This is a genomic window from Bifidobacterium tissieri, from assembly GCF_002259645.1.
Lineage (GTDB): Bacteria > Actinomycetota > Actinomycetes > Actinomycetales > Bifidobacteriaceae > Galliscardovia > Galliscardovia tissieri.
Genome location: NZ_MWWV01000015.1, coordinates 58249 through 80356, shown reverse-complemented (window position 1 = coordinate 80356; position 22108 = coordinate 58249). Strand labels below are relative to the sequence as shown.

Below are 22108 nucleotides of genomic sequence, written 5' to 3'. Positions count from 1 at the left end.
GCCATGGCATGGTGCCGGTGTTCAAGAGCGCGAAGCGCTACAGCTCCTACAAGGGAGAGATCGGCGGCGCGCCGGCCAATCTCGTCAACCGCGACTTCCACGCCGCGAATCCGAATGAGCTGTGGGTCACCGACATCACCGAGTTCTCGATCCCCGCGGGCAAGGTGTACCTGTCGCCGGTGATCGACTGCTACGACGGCATGCCGGTCGCGTGGACGATCGGCACCAGCCCCAACGCCGCGCTGGCCAATGGGATGCTCGAGGACGCGTGCGCCACGCTCAAACCCGGTCAGACGCCCGTCATCCACTCCGACCGGGGATGCCACTACCGGTGGCCCGAATGGATTCGCATCTGCACGGATCATGGATTGACGAGGTCGATGAGCGCGAGGGGCTGCAGCCCGGACAACGCCGCCGCCGAGGGGTTCTTCGGCCGGCTCAAGCAGGAGTTCTTCCACAAGAGGAGCTTCCAGGGCGTCACGATCGACGAGTTCATTGCGATGCTGGACGAGTACATGGTCTGGTACCGGGACAAGCGCATCAAACTCGAATACGGGATGAGCATCATGGACAAGCGCATCCAGCTCGGGCTCGTCGCCTGAACACATGTGATATCGTTCTGAACGACCATTCAGACAACGAAGTCCAACAAAACGTCACCACCCCCTTTCCAACAGCCAGTGTCGCTTAAGCGCACGCAATAAATCCGATACAGTCATGTTCTCTCTTTCACCCACCTAGGAAGGCAAACAGTCAAGTCCATCAAATTTGCAACCGCATCCGCCGATTGCACCTTTCCACAGAATACTCTTAGCGGATGCCAAATATGGGGGCGTACATGAACTCTTTACTTACGAGGGGATGAGAATTCTGAGGGCAGACGATATTCATGGACGTGATGATGACCCACTCTACCGTCGTTATCTCCTTGTTTTGGAGGGCACTTTCCAGACTTGGGGGTCATCTGTTTGCACAGCTGCCGACGCAGGTTCGGTGCGGCTGCCGGCGCGGCCTAATGAGACGCCGTACCCCGGCCCCACGCACACCAGGTAAAATGGAAAAGTCTGTATTTTCTTACGTCGGCCTTAAGGGGACTTCATGAACAAGGCAATCATCACCGTCGTCGGCCAGGATACGGTCGGTATCATCGCCCGCGTCTGCACCTACCTCTCGAAGCACCACGTGAACGTGCTCGACATCTCCCAGACCATCATCGACGGATTCTTCAACATGATGATGATCGTCGACTACTCCGAATCCGACAAGGACTTCAGCGCCATGGTCGGCAACCTCGAGGACCTCGGCGACGACATCGGCGTACGCATCCGCTGCCAGCGTGAGGAGATCTTCACCAAGATGCACCGCGTCTGATCATCACGATCATCAACCACCGTCTGATCCGAACTGATCCGTATCAGAGCCGAATCAGCATCGAAAGGATTTGCACACCATGCTGAATATCATGGAGGTCCACGAGACCAATCAGATGATCGAGCAGGAGAAGCTCGACGTGCGCACGATCACGATGGGCATCAGCCTGCTCGACTGCGCGGCCGCCGACGTGGACACCGTCTGCGACAACATCTACAACAAGATCACCTCCTACGCCAAGGATCTGGTGAAGACCGGCGAGGAGATCAGCCGCGACTACGGTATCCCGATCGTCAACAAGCGCATCACCGTCACTCCGATCTCGCTCGTGGGCGCCAGCTCCTGCAAGACCAGCGACGACTTCGTGAAAATCGCGCATGCGCTCGACCGCGCGGCCAAGACCGTGGGCGTGGACCTGATCGGCGGCTACTCGGCGCTCGTGTCCAAGGCCATGACGCCGGCCGAGGAACTGCTCATCCGATCCCTGCCCAAGGCGCTGTCCGAAACCGATCTGGTGTGCTCGTCCGTGAACGTGGGCTCCACCAAGACCGGCATCGACATGAACGCCGTGGAACTGCTCGGCCACATCATCAAGGACACCGCCGAGCTCACTCGCGACAACGATTCCTACGGCTGCGTGAAGTTCGTGGCGTTCTGCAACGTGCCGGATGACAACCCGTTCATGGCCGGCGGCTTCCACGGCGTGACCGAGGGCGACGCCGTGATCAACGTGGGCGTGTCCGGACCGGGCGTGGTGTCCCGCGCGCTGGACGCCGCGGTCGGACGTGACTTCGAGTTCCTGTGCGAGACGATCAAGCGCACCGCGTTCAAGATCACGCGTGTGGGGCAGCTGGTGGCGCAGGAGGCCTCGCGTCGTCTGGGCATTCCGTTCGGCATCATCGATCTGTCGCTTGCGCCGACCCCGGCCGTGGGCGATTCGGTGGGCGAAGTGCTTGAGAAGATCGGTCTGGAACAGGTGGGCGCGCCGGGTACCACGGCGGCGCTGGCCATGCTCAACGATCAGGTGAAGAAGGGCGGCATCATGGCGTCGTCCTACGTGGGTGGCCTGTCGGGCGCGTTCATCCCCGTCTCCGAGGACAAGAACATGATCGACGCGGCTGGCTCCGGCTGTCTGACGATCGAAAAGCTCGAGGCCATGACCTGCGTGTGCTCGGTCGGTCTTGACATGATTGCCATCCCCGGCGACACGTCCGCGGCCACGATCTCCGGCATGATCGCCGATGAGGCGGCCATCGGCATGGTGAATCAGAAGACCACCGCCGTGCGCGTGATCCCCGTGGCAGGCAAGGGCGTGGGCGAGATGGCGAACTTCGGCGGCCTGATGGGCTACGCACCGATCATGCCGGTGAACCAGACCTCGTGCGAGGCGTTCGTGACCCGCGGCGGCCGCATCCCCGCCCCGATCCACAGCTTCAAGAACTAAGGACTGCAGAACTGCGGGACGGAGGTGCGGACTGCAACTGTAGAGCTGCAGACTGCGGAATTGTAGTAAATAGGGGATCGTAAAGATCGAAACCGATGCCTGAGCTCAATAGCTTTTTGAGCTCAGGCATCATTTGTTTATCAGTCACATTAATCCCATACTCCAAAATCCGCCCAAATACTGAACCACCCCCACTCCGTAGTGTGATCACACTAAAAAATGGGGGTGTTGGAATTTCAACGTTTTGGTGGCCTGTGACGTTAGTGTGAGCTCACACTAGCGGCAGGGCGCACACTTAACAGGCTCACACTAACGGTAGGGCTCACACTAACGGCAAATATCACGCGTTGCGCGCGGAGCTGGGGGCGGCGTAGGCGGCGAGCGCGCGTGGGGCATGGAAGCCACGGGCCGCGAATTCGTCGGCGATCTTCTGTGCGACCTCTTCGGAACGACCGGCGTCGACGAGCGCGATGATGGAGCCGCCAAAGCCGCCGCCGGTCATACGGGCACCGTAGGCGCCGTTGCGACGGGCCACATCCACGGCCACGTCGAGCTCGGGCACGGTGACCTCGTAGTCAACGGCAAGGGAGTCGTGGGAGGCGTTGAACAAGCGTCCGGCCTCCTCAATGTCGTTTTCGGCGAAGGCCTTGACGAATTCACGCACGCGTTCGATTTCGGTGACGACGTGGCGCACACGCTTCTTCATGTTCTCGTCGGGCAGGGCGTCGAGCACGTCCTGCAGCGCCTGTTCCGGATCGTCGGCCTCGCGGATGGCGTCGGCGGTCACGCGCAGGTTGGCCACGCCGAGGATTTCGGCGGCCTTCTCGCAAGTGGCGCGTCGTTCGGCGTACTGGCCGTCGTTGAGCTGATGCGGGGCCTGGGTGTCGAGGGCGAGCAGTTCGAGCTTGTTGGCCTTGAGGTCGAACGGCTGCTGGGAGACGTTCTCGAGCGGGGTGAGTTCGGGGCGGCAGTCGAGCAGCAGGGCATGGCCTTCGGTGCAGCGCATGGAGGCGTTCTGGTCGAGTCCGCCGGTGGATGCGCCGGCCATTTCGTTTTCGGACTTGATGGCGGCGTTGATCAGGGTGACGCGGCCGGCGTCGGACTGGCCGTAGCCGAGACCGTACACGTCGTCGAGGGCGAGCGCGGTGGAGCAGGTCATGGCTGCGGAGGAGCTCAGCCCACTGCCGAGCGGCACGCAGGAGACGAAGGCGGCGTCGAATCCGCGCACGTTGAAGCCCTTTTCGCGCAGCGCCCAGGCCACGCCGACCGGGTAGGCGGCCCAGCCGTCGACGCCGCGGGCCTGCAGTCCGTCGAGGTCGGCGGATACGACGTCGTCGGGCTTGATGTCGGAGACGACGCGCACGGCGGTGTCGGTGCGGGGCTTGAGCGCGATGTACGTGCGGTGTGGCAGGGCGATGGGCAGGCACAGACCGGCGTTGTAGTCGGTGTGTTCGCCGATCAGGTTGACGCGGCCGGGCGAGCTCCATACGCCTTCGGGTTCTTCGCCGTACGCGGCCTTGAACAGCTCGGTCGCGCGGGCGACGCCGTCCTCAGCATCGATCGGGGCGATGAATTCGACGTTGGTCATGATGTGATTGTTCCTTCCTTGGATGGACAGAATGGATAGATGAGCGTGCCGCAACGGTGCGGCTTCATGGTCACGATAACCGGAAAAATGATTCACGCGGACCGGGCGAGTCCGATAATCGTAATCGGAACCCGGTCCGCGTGATCAGTATACGGATGTGTGTGACGATCAGCCTTCGATGTCGATGGGGCCGAGTTCGTGGAAGCGCTTGGCGATGAGTTCCGGCGTGGTGTCGGAGATCCATGCGGCCATGCCCGACTCGGAGCCGGCAAGGTACTTGATCTTGTTGGCGGCGCGGCGGAAGCTGAAGAACTGCAGGTTCAGGCGGTAGTTCGCGCGACGCGGATCGTGGATCGGAGCCTGATGCCAGGCGGCGATGTACGGCAGATCCATGCCCTTGCCGTCGCCCTTGTCGAAGAATGCGTTGCCTCGCTTGAGCAGCGTGGAGTACATCTGGGCCAGATCCCAGCGTTCCTGGTCGTTGAGCTCGTCGAGCGTGAGCACGTCGCGCACCGGGGCGACATGCACCTCGAGAGGCCAGCGGGCGGCGGCCGGCACGTAGGCGACCCAGCTGTGGTTGCGCAGCACCACGCGCTCCTCGGCTTCGATCTCGGCGTTCATGAGGTCCTTGAGCAGGTTGCCGCCGGTCTTCTCGTGGTAGGCCTCGGTGTGCTTGAGTTCGGCTTCCAGCCTCGGGGCGATGAACGGGTAGCAGTACACCTGACCGTGCGGGTGGGCCAGCGAGACGCCGATCTCGGCACCGTGGTTCTCGAACGGGAAGATCTGCTCGATGCCTTCCATCTTGGAGATCTCGGCGGTGCGGAACGCCCAGGCCTCAACGACCGTGCGCAGTCGGGACACCGGCAGATCGGCGGGCAGACCGTGTTCGTTGGGATCGAAGCAGATGACCTCGCAACGGCCCGTGGCAAGCTTCTTCTCCCACAGCGGGTTGTCGTTCACGAACGTGACGTCCTCGCTACGGCCGGGCACGCGCACCATCGACGGGAAGCGGTTCTCGAACACGACCACGTTGTAGTCGGTATCCGGCACCTCGCCGTCCTGGTACGGGTCGCCGGGCTTGCGCGCGGCCAGCGGATTGCCCTTCGCGGTGGCGCCGGGGCCGGCGGTAATCGGTCGGTTCATGCGGGCGGTGGCCATGGGAATCCAGTCGCCGGTCAGCGGATCGCGACGCATTTCGGGAGCCGCGTACGGCACTTCCTCGCCGGCCGCGTTGAGCTGGTTGCTGAAGCGGTACGGCAGGTCGCGAGGATCCGTCAGCTCACGGGTCTTGGCTCCGGAAACGTATTCCGGATCATCGTCGAGGTAGAAGAAGTCACGTCCGTCGGCCAGTGTGGTCGGAGTGATGCGGATGTGCTTCTTTGCATATTCGCCAGGAACATACTGCGCGAATTCTGTCATCATTATTCTCTTTCCTTGTCGGTTTCGTCCTGGGCGGCCAGAACGAGATCTTTTACCAAATCCTTGGCCTGTTCGGCGTATTTCGGATCCAAGCCATCGTCAGTAATCAGTACGTCGATGGACTCGAAACTCGCGAACATGGACAGTGAGGTGTTGTCCCACTTGGTGTGGTCGGCCAGCACGACCCGTCGATCGGCGATGTTGATCAGGGCAGCGTCGGTCGCCGACTCCAACGAGTTCGGTGTGAGGAATCCGCGTGGCATGGACACCGAATGCGTACCGAGGAACAGCGTGTTGACACGCAACGATGAAATCACCTTGTCGGCGATCGGTCCGACGAGCGAGTTGGACCGGGTGAGCACACCACCGGTGACGATCACCTCGGCGTCCTTGTTTTCCATGGCCTGCACGAGTTCCGCCACGGGAATCGAGTTCGTCAGGATGGTGATTCCCGACGAGTTCTCGCTTTCCAGCAGATGCTGGGCGAACACGTACGCGGTGGTGCCACCACCGATGGCGATTACATCGCCGGGCGACACATATTCGACGGCGGCACGCGCGATGGCGTCCTTGAGACCGATGTCCATCTGGGACTTGACGGAGAACAACGGTTCGGCAAGCAACGTGCTGGTGGTCACGGCTCCGCCATGCACGCGTTTGAGCAGCCCCTTATCCGCAAGCTCGGCGATGTCTCGGCGGATCGTCATTGATGAGACGCCGAGCTCCTTGCTGAGCGCAGTGATGCGAACGGCACCGCGCGTGCGCAGTCTGCTCAGGATCACATGTTGTCTATGAGAGGAAATCATACGAACATTATCGCACACAACCTATCAAAAAGTAAAATCAACCGAACATTATTCTTGCCGGATCGTCAGCATCCCACACGATCCCACGTCAACCCGCACCCGATCGCAACCGGCGGGATCTGCGATTACGATCCGGAACGGAAAAGGCACGCACCATAACCCAGCGAACATCGGTTACGCCATGCCACCGGGTCGGAGCACAACGTAACCGCATCGAACCCCGATCATGATTCGGGACAGTGCACAGACACAACGTAGCCGGAGGGTTCAAAGCACTGCGAAAACGTACAAGGTGCACCACCACTGATCCCAGTCGAACGGTCCACGCATATGTCGTCATGCCGCAGATCATGAATCCACAGCCCACGCTCTCACACTGCGGGCTCGTCACGAACATCACACCAACCCGCAGCAAAGCAGTCTCCCCGCTGCAGGTCAGTCACGAAACTGACGCAAACCCGCAGCAGGAGCAGAGCACCACCTCGGACAAACTGCGGATTGGTCACGAACACCACACCAACCCGCAGACAGCGGGATCCTTCACTGCGGGTTGGACGCGAACAGATAACAGACCCGCAACACAACCCAACCCACACTGCGGATCCGTCACGGACATCACACCAACCCGCAGCAAGGCAGTCTCCTCGCTGCGGGTTTGCAATGGGTCCGCAACAGAACCGCAGCTGACACATGCCATCGCTATTAACCGAGGTGAACGCCACCGCCATGGGAACCACCATCAGGAACCACCATCAGGGAAAACCGGCGTAGCCAGATCAACGATCCAGACACCCCACGCAGGAACCACCCCTTACTCCGTACTGCTACCGTACTGTTCGTCGCGCGCAACGATTCGGACGTCTCCCGGCAAGCACCATTGTGGACGAAGTTCACCCGCGAAGAAACGGGAGTCCAGGCACCTCCCATCAGGAGGACCGCCCCGGCCCACGTTATCGGCGTCGGGCCCTATCGACGTCGGGCCGGAATCAGGCGCTGCAATCCCCAGATGGTGACTCGCCACATGGCCTCGAGCACGATGGCCGAGCTCATCTTGGAAACGCCGCGCACGCGCTGCGGAAAGACGATCGGAACTTCCCGGATCACGCCACCAGCGGCCAGCACACGTCGGGTCATATCGATCTGGAACACGTATCCGCCGGCTTCGACCTCATTCAAACGAACAGAACGCAACATCGATGCACGATACGCACGGAATCCGGCGGTCATATCGTGCACGCGGGAGCCGAGCATGATACGCGCATACAGCGATCCGCATGATGAGATCAGATTGCGATACCACGGCCATCCCTCCGAACGGCCGCCACGCACACGCCGCGATCCGATCACCAGATCAACCCTCCCGGCATACCGAGCTCCGGCCCCACCACGACCGCTCACCCCCAGCAACGGGGCAAGCAATCGCGGCAGATCCTGCGGACGATGCGAACCATCCATATCCATCTCGCAGATCACGTCGTATCCACGATCCAATGCCCACCGGAAACCGGCCAGATACGCAGGACCAAGTCCGCCCTTGCCCGCCCTGTGCAGCACATGGATGCGCGGATCGTCGTCGGCCATCGCGTCGGCAAGATCGCCCGTGCCGTCAGGAGAATTGTCGTCGACGACCAGAACGTGCACGTCGGGGCAATGTCGCAGCACGGCGGGAATCGTGACGGGCAGATTGTCCTTCTCGTTGTACGTGGGCATCACCACCACAACGGAGGCGCCGCCGGAGATAGCGGCATCACCAACACCAGCGACATCAGCGCCAGCACCCCCGGCACCACCATCAACGAAGCCTTCATCAATATCCTCGGCACCGACAGCGGTCATGGTCATACCGCCATCCCCAACACTCATACCGCCATCCCCAACAATCGTATTGTCGTCATCAGCGCCCGAACCACTGTTCACGTCAATCGTTGGACTTCCACAATGCGAAACGCTCACATCGTTCCCCGGACATCCGTCCAAACGCCTCTCATCGTCGTCCTCACCCGCCGCAACCGCCGTGTTCGCCATATCCGATTCCTTATTTATATATGCATTATCATGCGCGTACATGGAACAACAACCGCCCGTCACCGGCACATCGTTTTCCGATGTTTACCGACTGTTTTTCCGTTGGCAAATCCATTCAACAGGATATTCGGCCCCCACCGCGCGCGCTAGACTAATAGATTGAAAAAATCATACGGGACTCAACGATGGAGGTTGACGCTTGGTGATTCGCGCTACCGACGACCTGGAAAGCCAACGCGACGCCCTTCTTCACACCGCCCTGTTCAAGCAGGTGCGCCCCGAAGAGGCCGACCAGCTGCTGCCGCATCTCCAACGACGCTATTATTCCAAGGGTGACGCCATATTCCACGAGGGGGATACGGACCACCGTATGTATCTGGTGGAGACGGGTCGAGTGAAGCTCACGCGAGAGTCGACCGACCACCGCATTCATCTGCTGTCGATCACCGGACGCGGCGAGCTGCTCGGCGAGATTCCCGTATTCGATCCGACCGGCGGCCCCCGTACGGCGTCGGCTATCGTCATGACCAACGGCACGATCGTCGCCTCGCTGGAGCGCGCCGCACTGTTCGCCTGGCTCGACGAGCACCCCCGCGTTGCCATCGACATGCTGCAGGTGATGGGCAATCGCGCACGACTCAATAACGAACGCATCGCCGATCTGGTGTTCATGGACGTTCCCGGACGACTGGCGAAGACGCTCATCGATTTGGCGCAGCGTTTCGGCGAGCCCAGCGAGGACGGTCTGGTGGTGCCGCACGATCTGACGCAGGAGGAGATGGCGCAGCTGGTGGGTGCCTCCCGCGAGACGGTGAACAAGGCGTTGATGGAATTCACGCAGCGTGGGTGGATCTCCCGCAGGGGCAGGACGATCATCATCTATCAGCCGGGCAAGCTGATTCGCCGGGCGCATCAGTAGTACGTCAGTAGCGGAGCAGCGCAGCAGTAGCACGCCGGCAAGGCACATCGGCAAGGCAATCGCACGGCACATAGGCAAGATGTCAGTACGACGTATCGGCCCATCCACCCATACGGCACATCAGCGTATTCCCAGCGAATTTTGCGGGAATGACAGTGCCGTGAAGATTGCAATCGAATGGTCGAAAGGTAGGCCCACCACTTTACAATGGGCACCATGCCCGAAAAGAAACCAAAGACAGCTCGTCGTGTGTTCACGCTGATCCTTGCCTACATCATGTTCTGCGTCGCAGGCGGCGTGGTGGCCTCCGGATTCCTGCTGCCCGCCGTCATGGGTGCGAACGCCATGACCAAGAGCCTGACATCCTCGCTGAAGGCCGAAGACATCGACTTCGATTTGGCCGACCTGCCACAGCAGTCACGCATGTACGCGTCCGATGGCACCACCGTGCTGGCGACGTTCTATGAGCAGAACCGCATCATCGTGCCGCTGAAGAACATTTCGGACTACATGCAGAAGGCCGTGGTGGCACGTGAGGACCACCGTTTCTGGGATCACAGCGGCATCGACCCGCAGGGCATCGCACGAGCGTTCGTGCAGACATACGTGAAGAAGGGCGACACCCAGGGAGGATCGACCCTTACCCAGCAGTACGTGAAGAACATCCTCATCGATCAGGCCCTCGAGGACAACGATCCGATCGAGGCCTATCACGCGCAGGAGGAGACGATCGCCCGCAAGCTGCGCGAGATGCTCATCTCCGTGGAACTCGAAAAGAAGTATTCCAAGCAGGAGATTCTGCAGGGCTACCTCAACATCGCACAGTTCGGCAAGAGCGTATACGGTGTGGAGACCGCCGCCCGACACTACTTCTCCAAGAGCGCGTCCGAACTGAATCTGGTGGAGTCCGCCACGATCGCGGCCATCACCAAGAACCCCGCCAACTACGATCCGACCGTGAATCCGACGGAGTCGGAGAAGCAGCGCAACATCACGCTTGATCTGATGAGCCAGTGGGGCTTCGTCGACAAGAGCGAAACCGACGCCGCCAAGAAGATCCCGATCGCCGACACCCTGCATGTGCAGGACGTGTCCGTCGGCTGCCAGGCGGCCGGCAACGCCGCATACTTCTGCGACTACGCGATCCGTCAGATCGAGAACTCCAAGGTGTTCGGCGAAACGCTGAAGGAGCGTCGCCAGCTCATCAGGCAGGGCGGCCTCAACATCTACACCACGCTTGACGTGAACGCGCAGAACTCCGCGTGGACCGCCGTGCGCGACAACCTGCCGGAGGATGATCCCAGTGGCTACGAGAATATTCTCGCCGCAATCCGTCCGGGCACCGGCGAAGTGCTCGCACTGGCGCAGAACCGCACCTACGACGTCAACGGTGCCCCCGGCACCACGCGAACCTCCGTGAACTACGCCGTCGACTACAAGGACGGCGGCGGCTCCGGCTTCCAGGTCGGTTCCACGTGGAAGCCCATCAACTTCGCCGCATGGATCAACGCCGGCAACTCCGCCAACGAACCGCTGGCGACCAGTATGCACTACTCGTACCGGACCATCCCCGATGCCAACGGATCCGGCGTGTTCGATGTGCAGAACTCGGGCGGCGGCACCGTGAACCCGGAGACACCGCTGCAGGCGCTCAACCAGTCGCACAACACCACGCAGGTGTCCATGGCGCAGCGCATCGGTCTGAAGTCCATCGCCGACATGGCCAAGACCATGGGATACCACCGTGCGGATGGCACCGACATCACCACGTACAACCCGTCGATGGTGATCGGTACGGAACCGTCGTCGCCGCTGACCATGGCCAACGTGTACGCCACCATCGCCGGCAACGGCGTGGCCTGCACGCCGATCGCCCTGACCAAGGTGACCGACAGCGCCGGCAAGAACTACAAGGTGCCCAGCGCCGACTGCCATCAGGCCATCTCCTCCGAGGTGGCGCAGACCACCGCCTACGCCATGAACCTCAACGTCACGCAGGGCGTGGCCAAGGACGCACAGCTGTCGAACGGACGCAAGACGTTCGCCAAGACCGGTACGAGCGAGCAGACGCAGCTGGCAACGTCCGGATTCGTGCCGCAGGTGGCCGCGTTCGCGCTGATCACCAACGCCGAGAACTCGGGCGTCTCGCTCAAGGGCACGATCAACGGCGTGTATCGTTCGTCCTGGTACGGTGCCGATATCGCACTGCCGACGTGGAAGGAGTTCATGGAGAACTACCTGAATTCCGCCAACATTCCGCAGAACAACGATTACGGCAATCCGGATCCGAACATGATCCGCACGAGCGGCGGTTCGTCATCGTCCACGACGACGAAGAAGAGGTCAAGTTCGAGCACGCGTTCGAACAGTACGAATTCCAACTCCGGGACGAGCGGGACCACCGGAACGACGGGCGAAACAACAGACGGTCAGTGATCCCCTCCGTCCCGGCACCGGAAGTCGAATCCGGACCGAGTCCGGAAACCGGTGACGGCTCACGATCGTCAATATGGTAAAACAGGCGTAGGGTAGTAATCCTACGCCTGTTTTGTATTGCCGAAGTCGGCATGAGAGGGGGCAGGCGTGCCAGCGGCGGCAGCCGTACAACCAACGAAAGCGAATTATCATGGCAGCTGATAAACGAACCACCAAACGATCCAGGAAGAACACCCGACCGCATCTTTTCGACCCGCTCACCCTGCGCGGACTGGAAATCCGCAACCGCGTATGGCTCCCGCCGATGGATACCTATTCGGCGTTCGCCCAGGACGGCAAGCCCACGCCGTTCCACTACCAGCACTACGTATCGCGAGCGCTCGGCGGTTTCGGCATGGTCATCGCCGAGGCCACCGCGGTAAGCCCTGAGGGCCGTATCTCCCCCAACGATGTGGGGCTGTGGAATGAGGATCAGGTGGAGGCGTGGCGTTGGATCGTCGACGGCATTCGTGACGCCGGCGCGGTGCCTGCCGTGCAGCTCAATCATTCGGGCCGTAAGGGCTCCACGGGCAGTTTCGCCGTGGGATATGAGGGACAGAGCGTGCCGCTGGATGCCGGTGGATGGGAGACCGTGGCCCCCTCCCCCATTGCGTTCGGCGAATATACGACGCCGCGTGAACTGGCCACGGATGAGATCCGTGGCATCATCGAACAGTTCCGTGCCGCGGCGGATCGTGCGATCCGCGCCGGATTCCAGGCCATCGAAATCCATGCCGCGCACGGCTATCTGCTTAGTGAGTTCCTTGATCCGCTGACCAATGAGCGCACTGACGAGTATGGCGGTGATCTCACTGGCCGTATGCGTCTGCTGATCGAGGTGTCCGATGCCGTGCGCAGTGTGATGCCGGACAATGCCCCGCTGCTCGTGCGTATTTCCGCGACCGACTGGGCGGCCGGCGGCTGGGATCTGGATCAGACCATCGCCGTGGCGCGGGCGTTGCGTAGTCATGGCGTCGATCTGATCGACGTGTCCACGGGCGGCATCATCGCCGGCGTGACGATTCCGGCCGAGCCGGGATATCAGGTGCCGTTCGCGGCGGAGGTGCGCAAGCATGCGGATATCCGCACCACCGCCGTTGGCCTGATCACCAAGGCCAAGCAGGCCGACAAGATCGTGAACCATGGGTATGCGGATGCCGTGGAGATCGGACGCGCAGCTTTGCGCAATCCGTATTGGCCGTTGCGTGCCGCGTACAAGCTCGGTCTCAGCCGGGAGGCGGCGGGATATCCGGATCAGTATGTGCGTGGCGCGTACTGATCGATCGCATGATGAGTGATAATCGGTGACTCACTGAGCCACTGCGCAGATCAGCCCGATCGGCCGGCCGGATGACCGCCTGATCGGGCTGATCGTCATTTAGTACATAGTCAGCGCACGTCGATGCCGACCGCCTGCTGCACGTTGTCGAAGCCGTCGGCGTGAAGCAGGTCCACCAGACCGCGCTTCAATGTGGTGATGTTCTGCGGTCCCACGTACATCAGCGACGAAATGAACATGATCAGGCTCGCGCCTGCACGGATTTTCGCGTACGCCTGCTCCGGCGTGAACACGCCACCGATGCCGGCGATGGCGAATCGGTCGCCGTAGTCGCGGTATACGCGCGCCACGAGTTCGGTACTGGCACGGTTGCAGGGCACGCCGGACAGGCCGCCCTTCCAGTCCTTGGGAATGTCGTCCATTCCGGTGCGATCCTTCTGCAGATTCGCCAGGGACACGCCCTGTACGTTGTGCTTGGCCAGCACGTCGAGCAGCGCAGTCATCTCATCCCAGGACTTGTTCAACGGCATCTTGACCAGCGTGGGCTGCGGACGGCTCACCTCGTCGAGCGCGGTGAACAGACGATCAAGATTCTTCGGATCGCTGGTGAACGGCTCGCCAGCCATGGTGTTCGGGCAGGAGACGTTGATCTCGATCATGTCGGTACGGCCGACCGCGCGTTCCAACGACGTACGGTAGTCGGCGATGCCTTCGTCAAGATCGCCCACCAACTTGTCGTTCGTACGGGCGAGGGACGCGGACATGCGCAACGTCTTCGCATTCGTGTACGCCTTCTCGGCGCGGGCGATCACCTTCGCCGAGCCCTGATTCGCCAGTCCCGCATGTACCATCATCGACCCGTATTCGGGCAGACGGTGGAACCACGGGCGCGGATTGCCAGCACACGGGCGGGCCGTGGTGGACCCGAACGTCTCGAAGCCGAATCCTGCGGCGTCGAGCACGGCGGGCAGCTGACAGTCCTTGTCGAGTCCGGCGGACAGGCCGAACGGGTTGTGGAATTTCACGCCCATCACTTCGGTTTCGAGTGCGGGATCCGTGTAGTCGAGCATCTCGCGCAGCATCCACATCAGCGGCGGCACCTTGCCAGCCAATGCGCATCCGGAGATCATCGCCTCGTGCGCCTGATCCGGCGGCATGGCGAAGAACGCCTTCTTGGCGATGTTCTTGTAGGCGAAGGAGAACAGATTGGTACTGACCTTGTTGACGGCGTTATGAACTGGCGACTGCGACACGTAACTCATACCGTCATTTTTACACGCTTGCGGACGGAGATGCCATATTGACGATGAATGACGGTGAAATCGGGCGGGGATGCCGGTCGTTGGATCAGCCAGATCAGGGGACTCAGGGGATGCGATGGGTCCAATCCGAATCGGAGAATCTGGTTCGGGCAAGGGACCGCGCCTGTGTAAGCATCGAATCCGGAATGATGCCGGGGTGCGCGTCGGGAATGGTCGCGAGCGCGTGATCGGCCATGCCGCGGATGATCTGGTCACGGCTTAGTGCGGTCTGCGTGGCGAGTGGCTGCACGCGTTTGTTCGCCGATGCGACGGCCTTGACCTTGTTGACCTTGTATTTGAGTTTTTCCTTGGAGATGCGCAGGATTCGGCCCATGGCTTCGCCGTCGATGCGGTAGGCCATGGTCACGTGATGCAGGATGCAACCGGGGGTACCTGACGTTCCGCGGAATCGTCGCTGTGCGGCACCGCCGATCTTGCCGCCGGACGGTGTGGCGATGTCGTTGATCGGCTGATGCACGGCGGGAATGCCCAGCGCGTGCAGCGCGGAGAACGCCCATTCGTCACAGAGTCGGTAGGATTCCACAGCGTCGAGTCCGTGTGTGAACGATTCGGGTACGTACAGCGAGTAGGTGATGGTGTCGTCCGGGCGTACGAACATGGCACCGCCGCCGGTGATGCGTCGGACCACGGTGAATCCCTCGCGTACGGCCTCGGCCTCATCCACTTCCCCGTTGACGGACTGGTAGGCACCGATGACCACGGCTGGTCCTCCCCAGTTCCAGAAGCGCAGTGTCGGCGGCTGATCGCCGGCGGCCACCGCCTGGGCGATCACCTGATCGAGCGCCATCTGCATGGGCGGCGAATACGGTTGCGGATCCTGTACGACGTGCAGGGCGAGATCGTGCCAGCGGTCGGAGAGTGTGGTGGCACTGTTGGCGGTGACGGGACTGGCATTGTTCACGGCCGGACTGGCAGGACCGTCAGCAGTGTCACAAGGATCGATATCCGTGTTCCGCGCATCGGCGATCGCTCGCGAAGTAGCGACGACGATCGCATCGGCGGTGGTGCCGATCAGTTCGGAATCCGGATGATCGTCGATGGCCCGTCGCACATCGTCCCGGAAACCCGACTCGTCGATCGGCACGTGCTGACGTGTGATCGTGCGTTCCAGATCGGCGATCAACGCCATATCGTCGCCGTCATTGTGATTGTCATCGTTATCGCGATCATCGCCGTCATTGTGATTGTCACCGCAGCCGTGGTCGCCAAGATCGTCGATCAGGAAATCGCCGTCAAGGCGGGCTTCGACAATGCCGTCGTCATCGCAACGCACGGATACCGCCACGAGTTTGCCGTTCGGCGTCTTGCATTCGCCTCGGCCCATCACGATCCGTGTCGTAATCATGCCGTCATCGCGTTCTTCGTTCTGCCGCATATGGTTCTCCGCACTTGATGTCAGTACTCGGTCGGGTCAATACTCAGTCACGTAATTCGTAGCCGTTGCCGTCACGATGCCACGGCGATCCGTACTGCGAGCACAGGATCAGGACGCCCTCGACCAGTCCCCATACGCTGGCGACGAACGGGCCGATGATGATGATCCAGCCGACAAGCGTGAGCAGCAGCTGTGCCACCGCCTTGCCGGTGTTGCCGAGATAGAAGTTGTGCACGCCGAGCGAGCCGAGGAATATGCCGAGCACGCCCGCGGCGACCTTGGATTTGCCACCGATCGGATAGGCCTGATACGGCTGCTGCATGTATGGCGTCTGCGGGGTCTGTGCATATGGGGTCTGCGTGTACGGCTGCTGAGGCGCCTGCTGATAGGGGGGTTGCGCCGCGTTCGGAGCGGACTGGTACGGGGTCTGCGCATACGGATTCTGCCCGTATACGTTCTGACCGTACGTGTTCTGACCATACGGATCCTGTGCGTACGTGTTCTGTCCATACGGACTGCCAGTGTACGGATTGGTTCCGGACTGCTGGCCGTATGGAGATTGACCATACGCCGACTGGCCACTCTGATCGTATGGATTCTGGCCGTACGGCGACTGTCCGTTCTGCCCATACTGGCTCTGGCCGTATGCCGCCTGATCAGCCTGACTAGTCTGACCGGAAGGATCGTACGGACTCTGGCTGTACGGATTCTGACCATATGTGGACTGGTCGGTCTGGCCGGCCGAACCGTAACTCTGATCGTAGGAGGACTGACCGGTCTGGCCGTTCTGATCATTCTGACCGTAGGCGCTGGAATACGGATTGGCGCTGCCGTTGTCACCAGTGCCGCTGGCACCCGCGGCGTTGTCATTGCCTGCGTTACCGGCATTGTCTGATTCGGAGGGACCGTTGGCGAACGGATTGGGATTCTCGTTATATGAGGTCATATTCCTCACGCTACCCGACCGATGCAACATTGTGCTGTAAATGCGGTGCCAATCTCACATTGTCATATTCTGTAACTCCGCAACTCCGTATACAACAATGGTCCGTACGAATCCGATGTTTTGGATTCGCACGGACCATCACGATAATGCACGTAGCGATGCTGACCAGCCCGGTTCCTACCGGACCGCCACCGCAGACTTACAGGCGGGCGAGGATGTCCTTGCCGACCTGTTCGGTGCTGCGCTTGGTGGAGCCGAGCTCCTGGATGTCGGCCTCGACGGCGGCGTCGATACGCGCGGCGGCCTCGTCGTAGCCGAAGTGACGCAGCAGCATGGCGGTGGACAGCACGGCGGCCGTCGGATTCGCGATGCCCTTGCCGGCGATGTCGGGGGCGGAACCGTGGATCGGCTCGAACATCGACGGGTATTCGTTCGTGGCGTTGATGCAGCCGGAGGCGGAGTATCCCACGCCGCCGACCACGGCACCGGCCTCGTCGGTGATGATGTCACCGAACAGATTGTCGGTGAGGATCACGTCGAAGCGACTCGGGTTCGACACCAGGAAGATCGTGGTGGCGTCGATGTGCAGATAGTCGTGCGTGACCTCGGGGTATTCCTCGCCGACCTTGTCGACGATGCGCTGCCACATGTCGCCGGCGTTGATGAGCACGTTCTTCTTATGGACGAGCGTGACGTGCTTCTTGCGCTTCATGGCCAGATCGAATGCGTAACGTACCACGCGCTCCACGCCGTACGCCGTGTTGATGGACACCTCGGTGGCCACCTCGTTGGGAGTGTTGACGCGCACTGCGCCGCCGGCACCGCAGTACAGGCCTTCGGTGCCCTCACGCACCACCACGAAGTCGATGTCGCCGGGGTTGGCGAGCGGCGAGGTGACGCCCTTGTACAGCTTGGTGGGACGCAGATTCACGTACTGGTCGAGTGCGAAGCGCAGCTTGAGCAGCAGACCACGTTCCAGAATGCCGGCCTTGATGCGCGGGTCGCCGACGGCACCCAGCAGGATGGCGTCCTGCTTCTTGATCTCCTCCAGCTCATCGTCGGGCAGGATCGCGCCGTCGCGCAGGTAACGCTCGGCACCGAGTTCGAAGTTGGTGTAGTTGAAGTTCACGACGCCTTCGGACGCTTTTTCAAGCACCTGCTGGGCGACGGGGGTGACTTCCTTGCCGATGCCATCGCCCGGAATGACGGCGATGTTCAGTGTCTTGATGTCATTTGCCATACCCAACAGGGTAGGTGTGCCCGTCCGAAACCATCGCTCGAAGTCCGTCTGGTGGACAGAGCACGAAGGCCGCCATCATTCCGGTGTCCCGCCAATCATCCGCCGCACAGACTGCCCATACCCATCAGCCAGACTGTCCCATACCCATCAGCCATCTAACAAAACTTCACAAACAACTACGCACCCACAAATCACTGCTCATTCTCCCCAATCATCTCACCACTCAAAATCCATCCACATACTGAGCACCCCTCTCCCTTAGTGTGATCACACTAAAAAACAGGGTTGTTGGAATTTCAACGTTTTGGAGACCTTGGTTGCTAGTGTGAGCTCACACTAACAGCCAAGACCTGTGTCATGCACCGTCGAGGCTCACACTAACGACCGTCAGTGTACCCGTCAGTCCGCCTGAGGGTCCAACTGCTCATTCACCCATCGGTCATACTTAGCAACGAAGTCGAGACGACGACGCAGTTCCCGGCAGGTACGCCGAACCTCCTGCTCATCGGTCGTGAACCGGAATCCGAGACGGGCCTCGCATTCCGCCAGCGACGACCGGTACTCATTCGTACGGGAATCACCCTGTGACTCGGGGAACAAGGCACGAGCCTGCACCAGCGACGCGGCGATGCCGTCCAACGAGGTCAGGGCATCCGAAGCGTCCGGAGCATCGTCGGAACCGTCACCGTAGCCCGACTCATGCAGAATATCCAGGATCCGCTCCCTGTCGACCCCGGCATACCGCTCCACTTCCTCGAGGGGATAGGACTTCTCCGGATCCCACATGTGGTCGTCCCCCTGAACATGGTTGCGGTCGAACTGTAGCAGATCATCTCGCATCCCCTTACGCGCGCCGACCCTATACCACTTGACGGCGTCAGGATACCGGAACAGCTCGTTCCGTGCCATGTGATAGAGCATGGTTATCGCCGATGGATCCGACATGTCGGTCGCCAATCCCAGCAGACTATCCCACGACTGCGTGAACCAGTGACGCGCCCGATCCGGATCAGGGGACACACCGTGGCCGAACAGATAGGATTCCCCGAGCATATGCTGCGCGTATCCGGCAAGGGGATTCTTGCAGTACGAGGCCCGCACCAGCCAGACGAAGGATTCCTTTTCCGCTTCCGGGCCACGTCCCAACCGCTCCGCCAAACCCCGGTACATGCACACCGTGCTGAGCGCCGTGTCGTCCCCGGCATCCGCTTCGGCCTTCAGCGCCGGATTGTCCAATATGGTATCGCACCAGGATTCGATGTCACCCAGATGCGAGGGATCACCATTCAGCAGATCCCCCATCACATCAATCTGGGCAGTCAGATCCCCACTCCGTGCCTTCCGCAGACGGTCGTCATTCACCGCATCATCAGCATCATCAGCATCATCAGTCCGAGCATGTGATGAATCCGATGCCTGTCGCGCGGCAGCCGTCCAATTATCCGACGTATCTGACGTAACGGATCCTTCATATTGGTTGTGCAATTGTTCACATTGATCGCGCAGCTGTTGTATCTCCTGGGACAGTCCCTTCACGAGGTCGTCAGGGAATCCGTTGCCCTGTACGTCTAGAATCCGTTCCATATCACGAAGGTAAGTATGCACGCCATCAAACGCCCCCAGAAAGAACAGTGCCTTCGCGTGATCCAGATAGGCCAGACAACGCACCTGCGCTATCATGGACATGAACTTCTGCCGATCCTGATGCTGATCGGCGTCAACCCCGCGCGACTCGATTTCATCAATCATGCGCTCCGTCTCATCGGCCGCGGCAGCGGCATCCCGGAACCGACGCGCGTACAACAGCGACGATGCATACCGACGGAAAACCTCCATTACAGCCATCGGCTTGAAACCGTCGACGCCACGCGAACGAATCTGTTCCACAAGTGTTTCGAGCGTCTTCACGGCTTCGTCATACTGATCCTTGTCATAGAGGTGGAACCCGTAAAAAAGAACCGCGTCCACGACATCGGAAACCGACTGCGGCTCGCGCAGCTGAGGCAATCGTTCGATCAGACTTTCGGCATGGCTCTTCAGCATTTCCCATCGGTGATGCTTGAATGCCAGTCTGCAGATCTCGAACGAGGAACTCGCAAACACAGACTCCAGCGAGACCTGACCACTACTCTGCCACAAGGCGTTCTTCTGATGCATAATGTCCAGAAGGGAACCCATGAAATAGGCGTGCATGCGATATCCGTCGGAATCGCCAACATCCGCCGCAGTCCGGCTGGCCCGAATCAGGATATCCACCACCCGTTCCGACGAAATCGTGTCATCACTCAGACCACGGGCAATGAATCCATTCACATTCAGCCAACACGAGTGCAGGAACTTGTCCATCCTCGTGCCCTTGGCGAAGGACTCCTCACGCGTACGATAGAAGGCCTCGCAGTACTTCAGACACGTTTCGCGATCCTCCGGCTGGTCGTAATCCATAAGATAGGTGACCGCAATCGCGTAATACCCCTCCAGATCTCCCTTGCTTTCCGGGGAGTTTCTGGCCTTGTCGAATGCCTCTCCATACCGCACCATGGCGTTCACACAGGCCTTGACATCATCCTCCGTACGCACATGGCTCGCGCAGGATGCCATGAGCTTGGCGTTCACACCAAGGTCGCGCAGGCATTCCGTCCGGATGAGTTCCACTACTGCGGCATGATCCTCGGATACGTCACGCAGATCGTAGAGCTCTCCGGTCTCACCATCCTTGACGATCTTGCGAAGAATCGCATTGCTGCGCTCGAATGTGTTCCATGCATCCGCATACCGTTTGTCGTCGACCAATCCAGATGCCTCGCGGGCAAGGCCGATGGCCGTGTTCCTGCGGAAGTCGGGTTTGTACGGCTGCGATTCCGACGACTGCCCCGGCTGGTGAACACGAACGATGCGGATTCCCGGCGCCACCTCCTCATCGTTATCAGGGTCGAATACGCGGTCGGCCTTGGCGACGAATTCCTTGCATCGGCGTGCTTCCTCCTCATTGCCTGCGCGATGGGCCATGCCGGAACGGAAAAAGTCGAGAGTGCGCACGAACGACGACCATGATATGCCCAGAATCATATCCTGCGCATCGGTGCCGTATCCCAGCTGCACGCCGTCGGAAGGCATGTCAGCCAGCGGATTCGGGCGCTGCGCGAAGTCGATCAGAGCAATAGCCCTGGCACAGGTCAAGTACCGGTGGCCATCCGGCCCATCGGACTGCAGCACGGCTTCGATCCTGCCGCATTGGAGGAACAGCTGGAACCACAGATACCGCCATTCGCTGGCGGCATCGTCACTGCCGCCGACGGATTCCTCCGACACGGTGTCCGGCAGGGCATCGGCCGCCGCATCGCAATCAATAGACTCCGCCGTCCGCACAAGTCGGGAGACCATGGGATCGGTCATGCCCGACGTGCGTACCGCGTTCCACAGGAATTGCATATCGCGGACCCACGCATTGCCCATGAATACCCGAAACAGCGGGGACACCCAGATGCGTCGAACGTCGTCATCGCCGTATCCGATTTCCTCCAGCAGCCAGTCACGTCCTCCGGGCACGGCAAGCAATTGATGGATGCCCGAGGCTACGACGGCCGCATTCCCACGGGCGAGCTGCAGGAAGTCATTGAGTACGTGATGGGTGTTGGTACGGACTGCGTTTTCCAAGTCATGATATTGCATGATGATCGTCCTCGATGGCGAAATAATGATCGTACTTTGAGTCTACGTGCGTAACGAACGGGAACTGCTATGGAACGTTCATCAAAAATGACGGCGCAGCGATCACTTGTGTCGCGCAGTCGTCAGTCATCCGTTATGGTAATGAATTCCGCTGGTAAGGCCGGGCGGAGCTGGAATCGACTGGCACCCGGCGAGTAGACTCGAAAGCGTCTTTGAGAAACGAGGTGGTT

The 22108-nt window shown here is 60.6% G+C and carries 15 protein-coding genes; 6 read left to right on the top strand and 9 right to left on the bottom strand.

Annotation, left to right across the window (positions count from 1 at the left end):
- The 3 genes from BTIS_RS09435 to BTIS_RS09425 form a co-directional block, all read left to right on the top strand.
- Window positions 1-602, top strand: a 602-nt coding sequence (locus BTIS_RS09435; protein WP_143248929.1) for an IS3 family transposase, incomplete at its 5' end; no start/stop codon positions are given.
- 496 nt (window positions 603-1098) lie between these two features.
- A complete protein-coding gene (locus BTIS_RS09430; RefSeq protein WP_094664857.1) occupies window positions 1099-1371 on the top strand; it encodes an ACT domain-containing protein in 273 nt (90 codons plus the stop codon).
- A gap of 79 nt (window positions 1372-1450) precedes the next feature.
- On the top strand, window positions 1451-2815 hold the full coding sequence (locus tag BTIS_RS09425; protein ID WP_094664855.1) for a PFL family protein: 1365 nt from the start codon (window positions 1451-1453) through the stop codon (window positions 2813-2815).
- 340 nt (window positions 2816-3155) lie between these two features.
- On the opposite strand, the gene galK is transcribed toward BTIS_RS09425, so the two are convergent.
- The 4 genes from galK to BTIS_RS09405 all read right to left on the bottom strand — a co-directional run bounded on the left by galK (window position 3156) and on the right by BTIS_RS09405 (window position 8338).
- Window positions 3156-4403, bottom strand: coding sequence for a galactokinase (gene galK, locus BTIS_RS09420; RefSeq protein WP_094664853.1), 1248 nt, complete (start codon window positions 4401-4403; stop codon window positions 3156-3158).
- 168 nt (window positions 4404-4571) lie between these two features.
- Complete coding sequence (gene galT, locus BTIS_RS09415) at window positions 4572-5822, bottom strand: galactose-1-phosphate uridylyltransferase (RefSeq protein WP_094664873.1); 1251 nt, start codon at window positions 5820-5822, stop codon at window positions 4572-4574.
- A gap of 2 nt (window positions 5823-5824) precedes the next feature.
- The gene (locus BTIS_RS09410; protein WP_094664851.1) at window positions 5825-6628 is read right to left on the bottom strand and encodes a DeoR/GlpR family DNA-binding transcription regulator; all 804 of its coding nucleotides are present in this window, start codon (window positions 6626-6628) and stop codon (window positions 5825-5827) included.
- A gap of 966 nt (window positions 6629-7594) precedes the next feature.
- The gene (locus BTIS_RS09405; protein WP_094664871.1) at window positions 7595-8338 is read right to left on the bottom strand and encodes a polyprenol monophosphomannose synthase; all 744 of its coding nucleotides are present in this window, start codon (window positions 8336-8338) and stop codon (window positions 7595-7597) included.
- 514 nt (window positions 8339-8852) lie between these two features.
- Between BTIS_RS09405 and BTIS_RS09400 the strand changes: the two genes are divergently transcribed.
- The 3 genes from BTIS_RS09400 to BTIS_RS09390 all read left to right on the top strand — a co-directional run bounded on the left by BTIS_RS09400 (window position 8853) and on the right by BTIS_RS09390 (window position 13326).
- On the top strand, window positions 8853-9572 hold the full coding sequence (locus BTIS_RS09400) for a Crp/Fnr family transcriptional regulator (RefSeq protein ID WP_094664849.1): 720 nt from the start codon (window positions 8853-8855) through the stop codon (window positions 9570-9572).
- A gap of 216 nt (window positions 9573-9788) precedes the next feature.
- On the top strand, window positions 9789-12008 hold the full coding sequence (locus BTIS_RS09395) for a transglycosylase domain-containing protein (protein ID WP_169713085.1): 2220 nt from the start codon (window positions 9789-9791) through the stop codon (window positions 12006-12008).
- Between the two features lie 190 nt (window positions 12009-12198).
- Window positions 12199-13326 carry an NADH:flavin oxidoreductase/NADH oxidase gene (locus BTIS_RS09390; RefSeq protein ID WP_094664845.1) on the top strand — a complete coding sequence of 376 codons (1128 nt, stop codon included), beginning with the start codon at window positions 12199-12201 and terminating at the stop codon, window positions 13324-13326.
- A 110-nt stretch (window positions 13327-13436) separates the two neighbouring features.
- On the opposite strand, the gene BTIS_RS09385 is transcribed toward BTIS_RS09390, so the two are convergent.
- The 5 genes from BTIS_RS09385 to BTIS_RS09365 form a co-directional block, all read right to left on the bottom strand.
- A complete protein-coding gene (locus BTIS_RS09385; protein WP_094664843.1) occupies window positions 13437-14588 on the bottom strand; it encodes a quinone-dependent dihydroorotate dehydrogenase in 1152 nt (383 codons plus the stop codon).
- 103 nt (window positions 14589-14691) lie between these two features.
- A complete protein-coding gene (locus BTIS_RS09380) occupies window positions 14692-16023 on the bottom strand; it encodes a lipoate--protein ligase family protein (RefSeq protein WP_245819399.1) in 1332 nt (443 codons plus the stop codon).
- 43 nt (window positions 16024-16066) lie between these two features.
- Window positions 16067-16969, bottom strand: coding sequence for a TM2 domain-containing protein (locus tag BTIS_RS09375; RefSeq protein WP_094664841.1), 903 nt, complete (start codon window positions 16967-16969; stop codon window positions 16067-16069).
- Between the two features lie 199 nt (window positions 16970-17168).
- Entirely contained in the window at window positions 17169-18209 is a 1041-nt protein-coding gene (locus tag BTIS_RS09370) for a 3-isopropylmalate dehydrogenase (RefSeq protein WP_094664839.1), read from the bottom strand.
- A 399-nt stretch (window positions 18210-18608) separates the two neighbouring features.
- The gene (locus BTIS_RS09365) at window positions 18609-21878 is read right to left on the bottom strand and encodes a tetratricopeptide repeat protein (RefSeq protein ID WP_094664837.1); all 3270 of its coding nucleotides are present in this window, start codon (window positions 21876-21878) and stop codon (window positions 18609-18611) included.
- Between the last annotated feature and the right edge of the window lie 230 nt (window positions 21879-22108).

What these genes read in the sequence shown, in the direction of transcription:
- BTIS_RS09430 (WP_094664857.1), top strand. Translation starts at nt 1,099, where the DNA reads ATGAACAAGGCAATCATCACCGTCGTCGGCCAGGATACGGTCGGTATC.
- BTIS_RS09425 (WP_094664855.1), top strand. Translation starts at nt 1,451, where the DNA reads ATGCTGAATATCATGGAGGTCCACGAGACCAATCAGATGATCGAGCAG.
- galK (WP_094664853.1), bottom strand. Translation starts at nt 4,403, where the DNA reads ATGACCAACGTCGAATTCATCGCCCCGATCGATGCTGAGGACGGCGTC.
- galT (WP_094664873.1), bottom strand. Translation starts at nt 5,822, where the DNA reads ATGACAGAATTCGCGCAGTATGTTCCTGGCGAATATGCAAAGAAGCAC.
- BTIS_RS09410 (WP_094664851.1), bottom strand. Translation starts at nt 6,628, where the DNA reads ATGATTTCCTCTCATAGACAACATGTGATCCTGAGCAGACTGCGCACG.
- BTIS_RS09405 (WP_094664871.1), bottom strand. Translation starts at nt 8,338, where the DNA reads ATGCCCACGTACAACGAGAAGGACAATCTGCCCGTCACGATTCCCGCC.
- BTIS_RS09395 (WP_169713085.1), top strand. Translation starts at nt 9,789, where the DNA reads ATGCCCGAAAAGAAACCAAAGACAGCTCGTCGTGTGTTCACGCTGATC.
- BTIS_RS09390 (WP_094664845.1), top strand. Translation starts at nt 12,199, where the DNA reads ATGGCAGCTGATAAACGAACCACCAAACGATCCAGGAAGAACACCCGA.
- BTIS_RS09385 (WP_094664843.1), bottom strand. Translation starts at nt 14,588, where the DNA reads ATGAGTTACGTGTCGCAGTCGCCAGTTCATAACGCCGTCAACAAGGTC.
- BTIS_RS09380 (WP_245819399.1), bottom strand. Translation starts at nt 16,023, where the DNA reads ATGCGGCAGAACGAAGAACGCGATGACGGCATGATTACGACACGGATC.
- BTIS_RS09375 (WP_094664841.1), bottom strand. Translation starts at nt 16,969, where the DNA reads ATGACCTCATATAACGAGAATCCCAATCCGTTCGCCAACGGTCCCTCC.
- BTIS_RS09370 (WP_094664839.1), bottom strand. Translation starts at nt 18,209, where the DNA reads ATGGCAAATGACATCAAGACACTGAACATCGCCGTCATTCCGGGCGAT.
- BTIS_RS09365 (WP_094664837.1), bottom strand. Translation starts at nt 21,878, where the DNA reads ATGCAATATCATGACTTGGAAAACGCAGTCCGTACCAACACCCATCAC.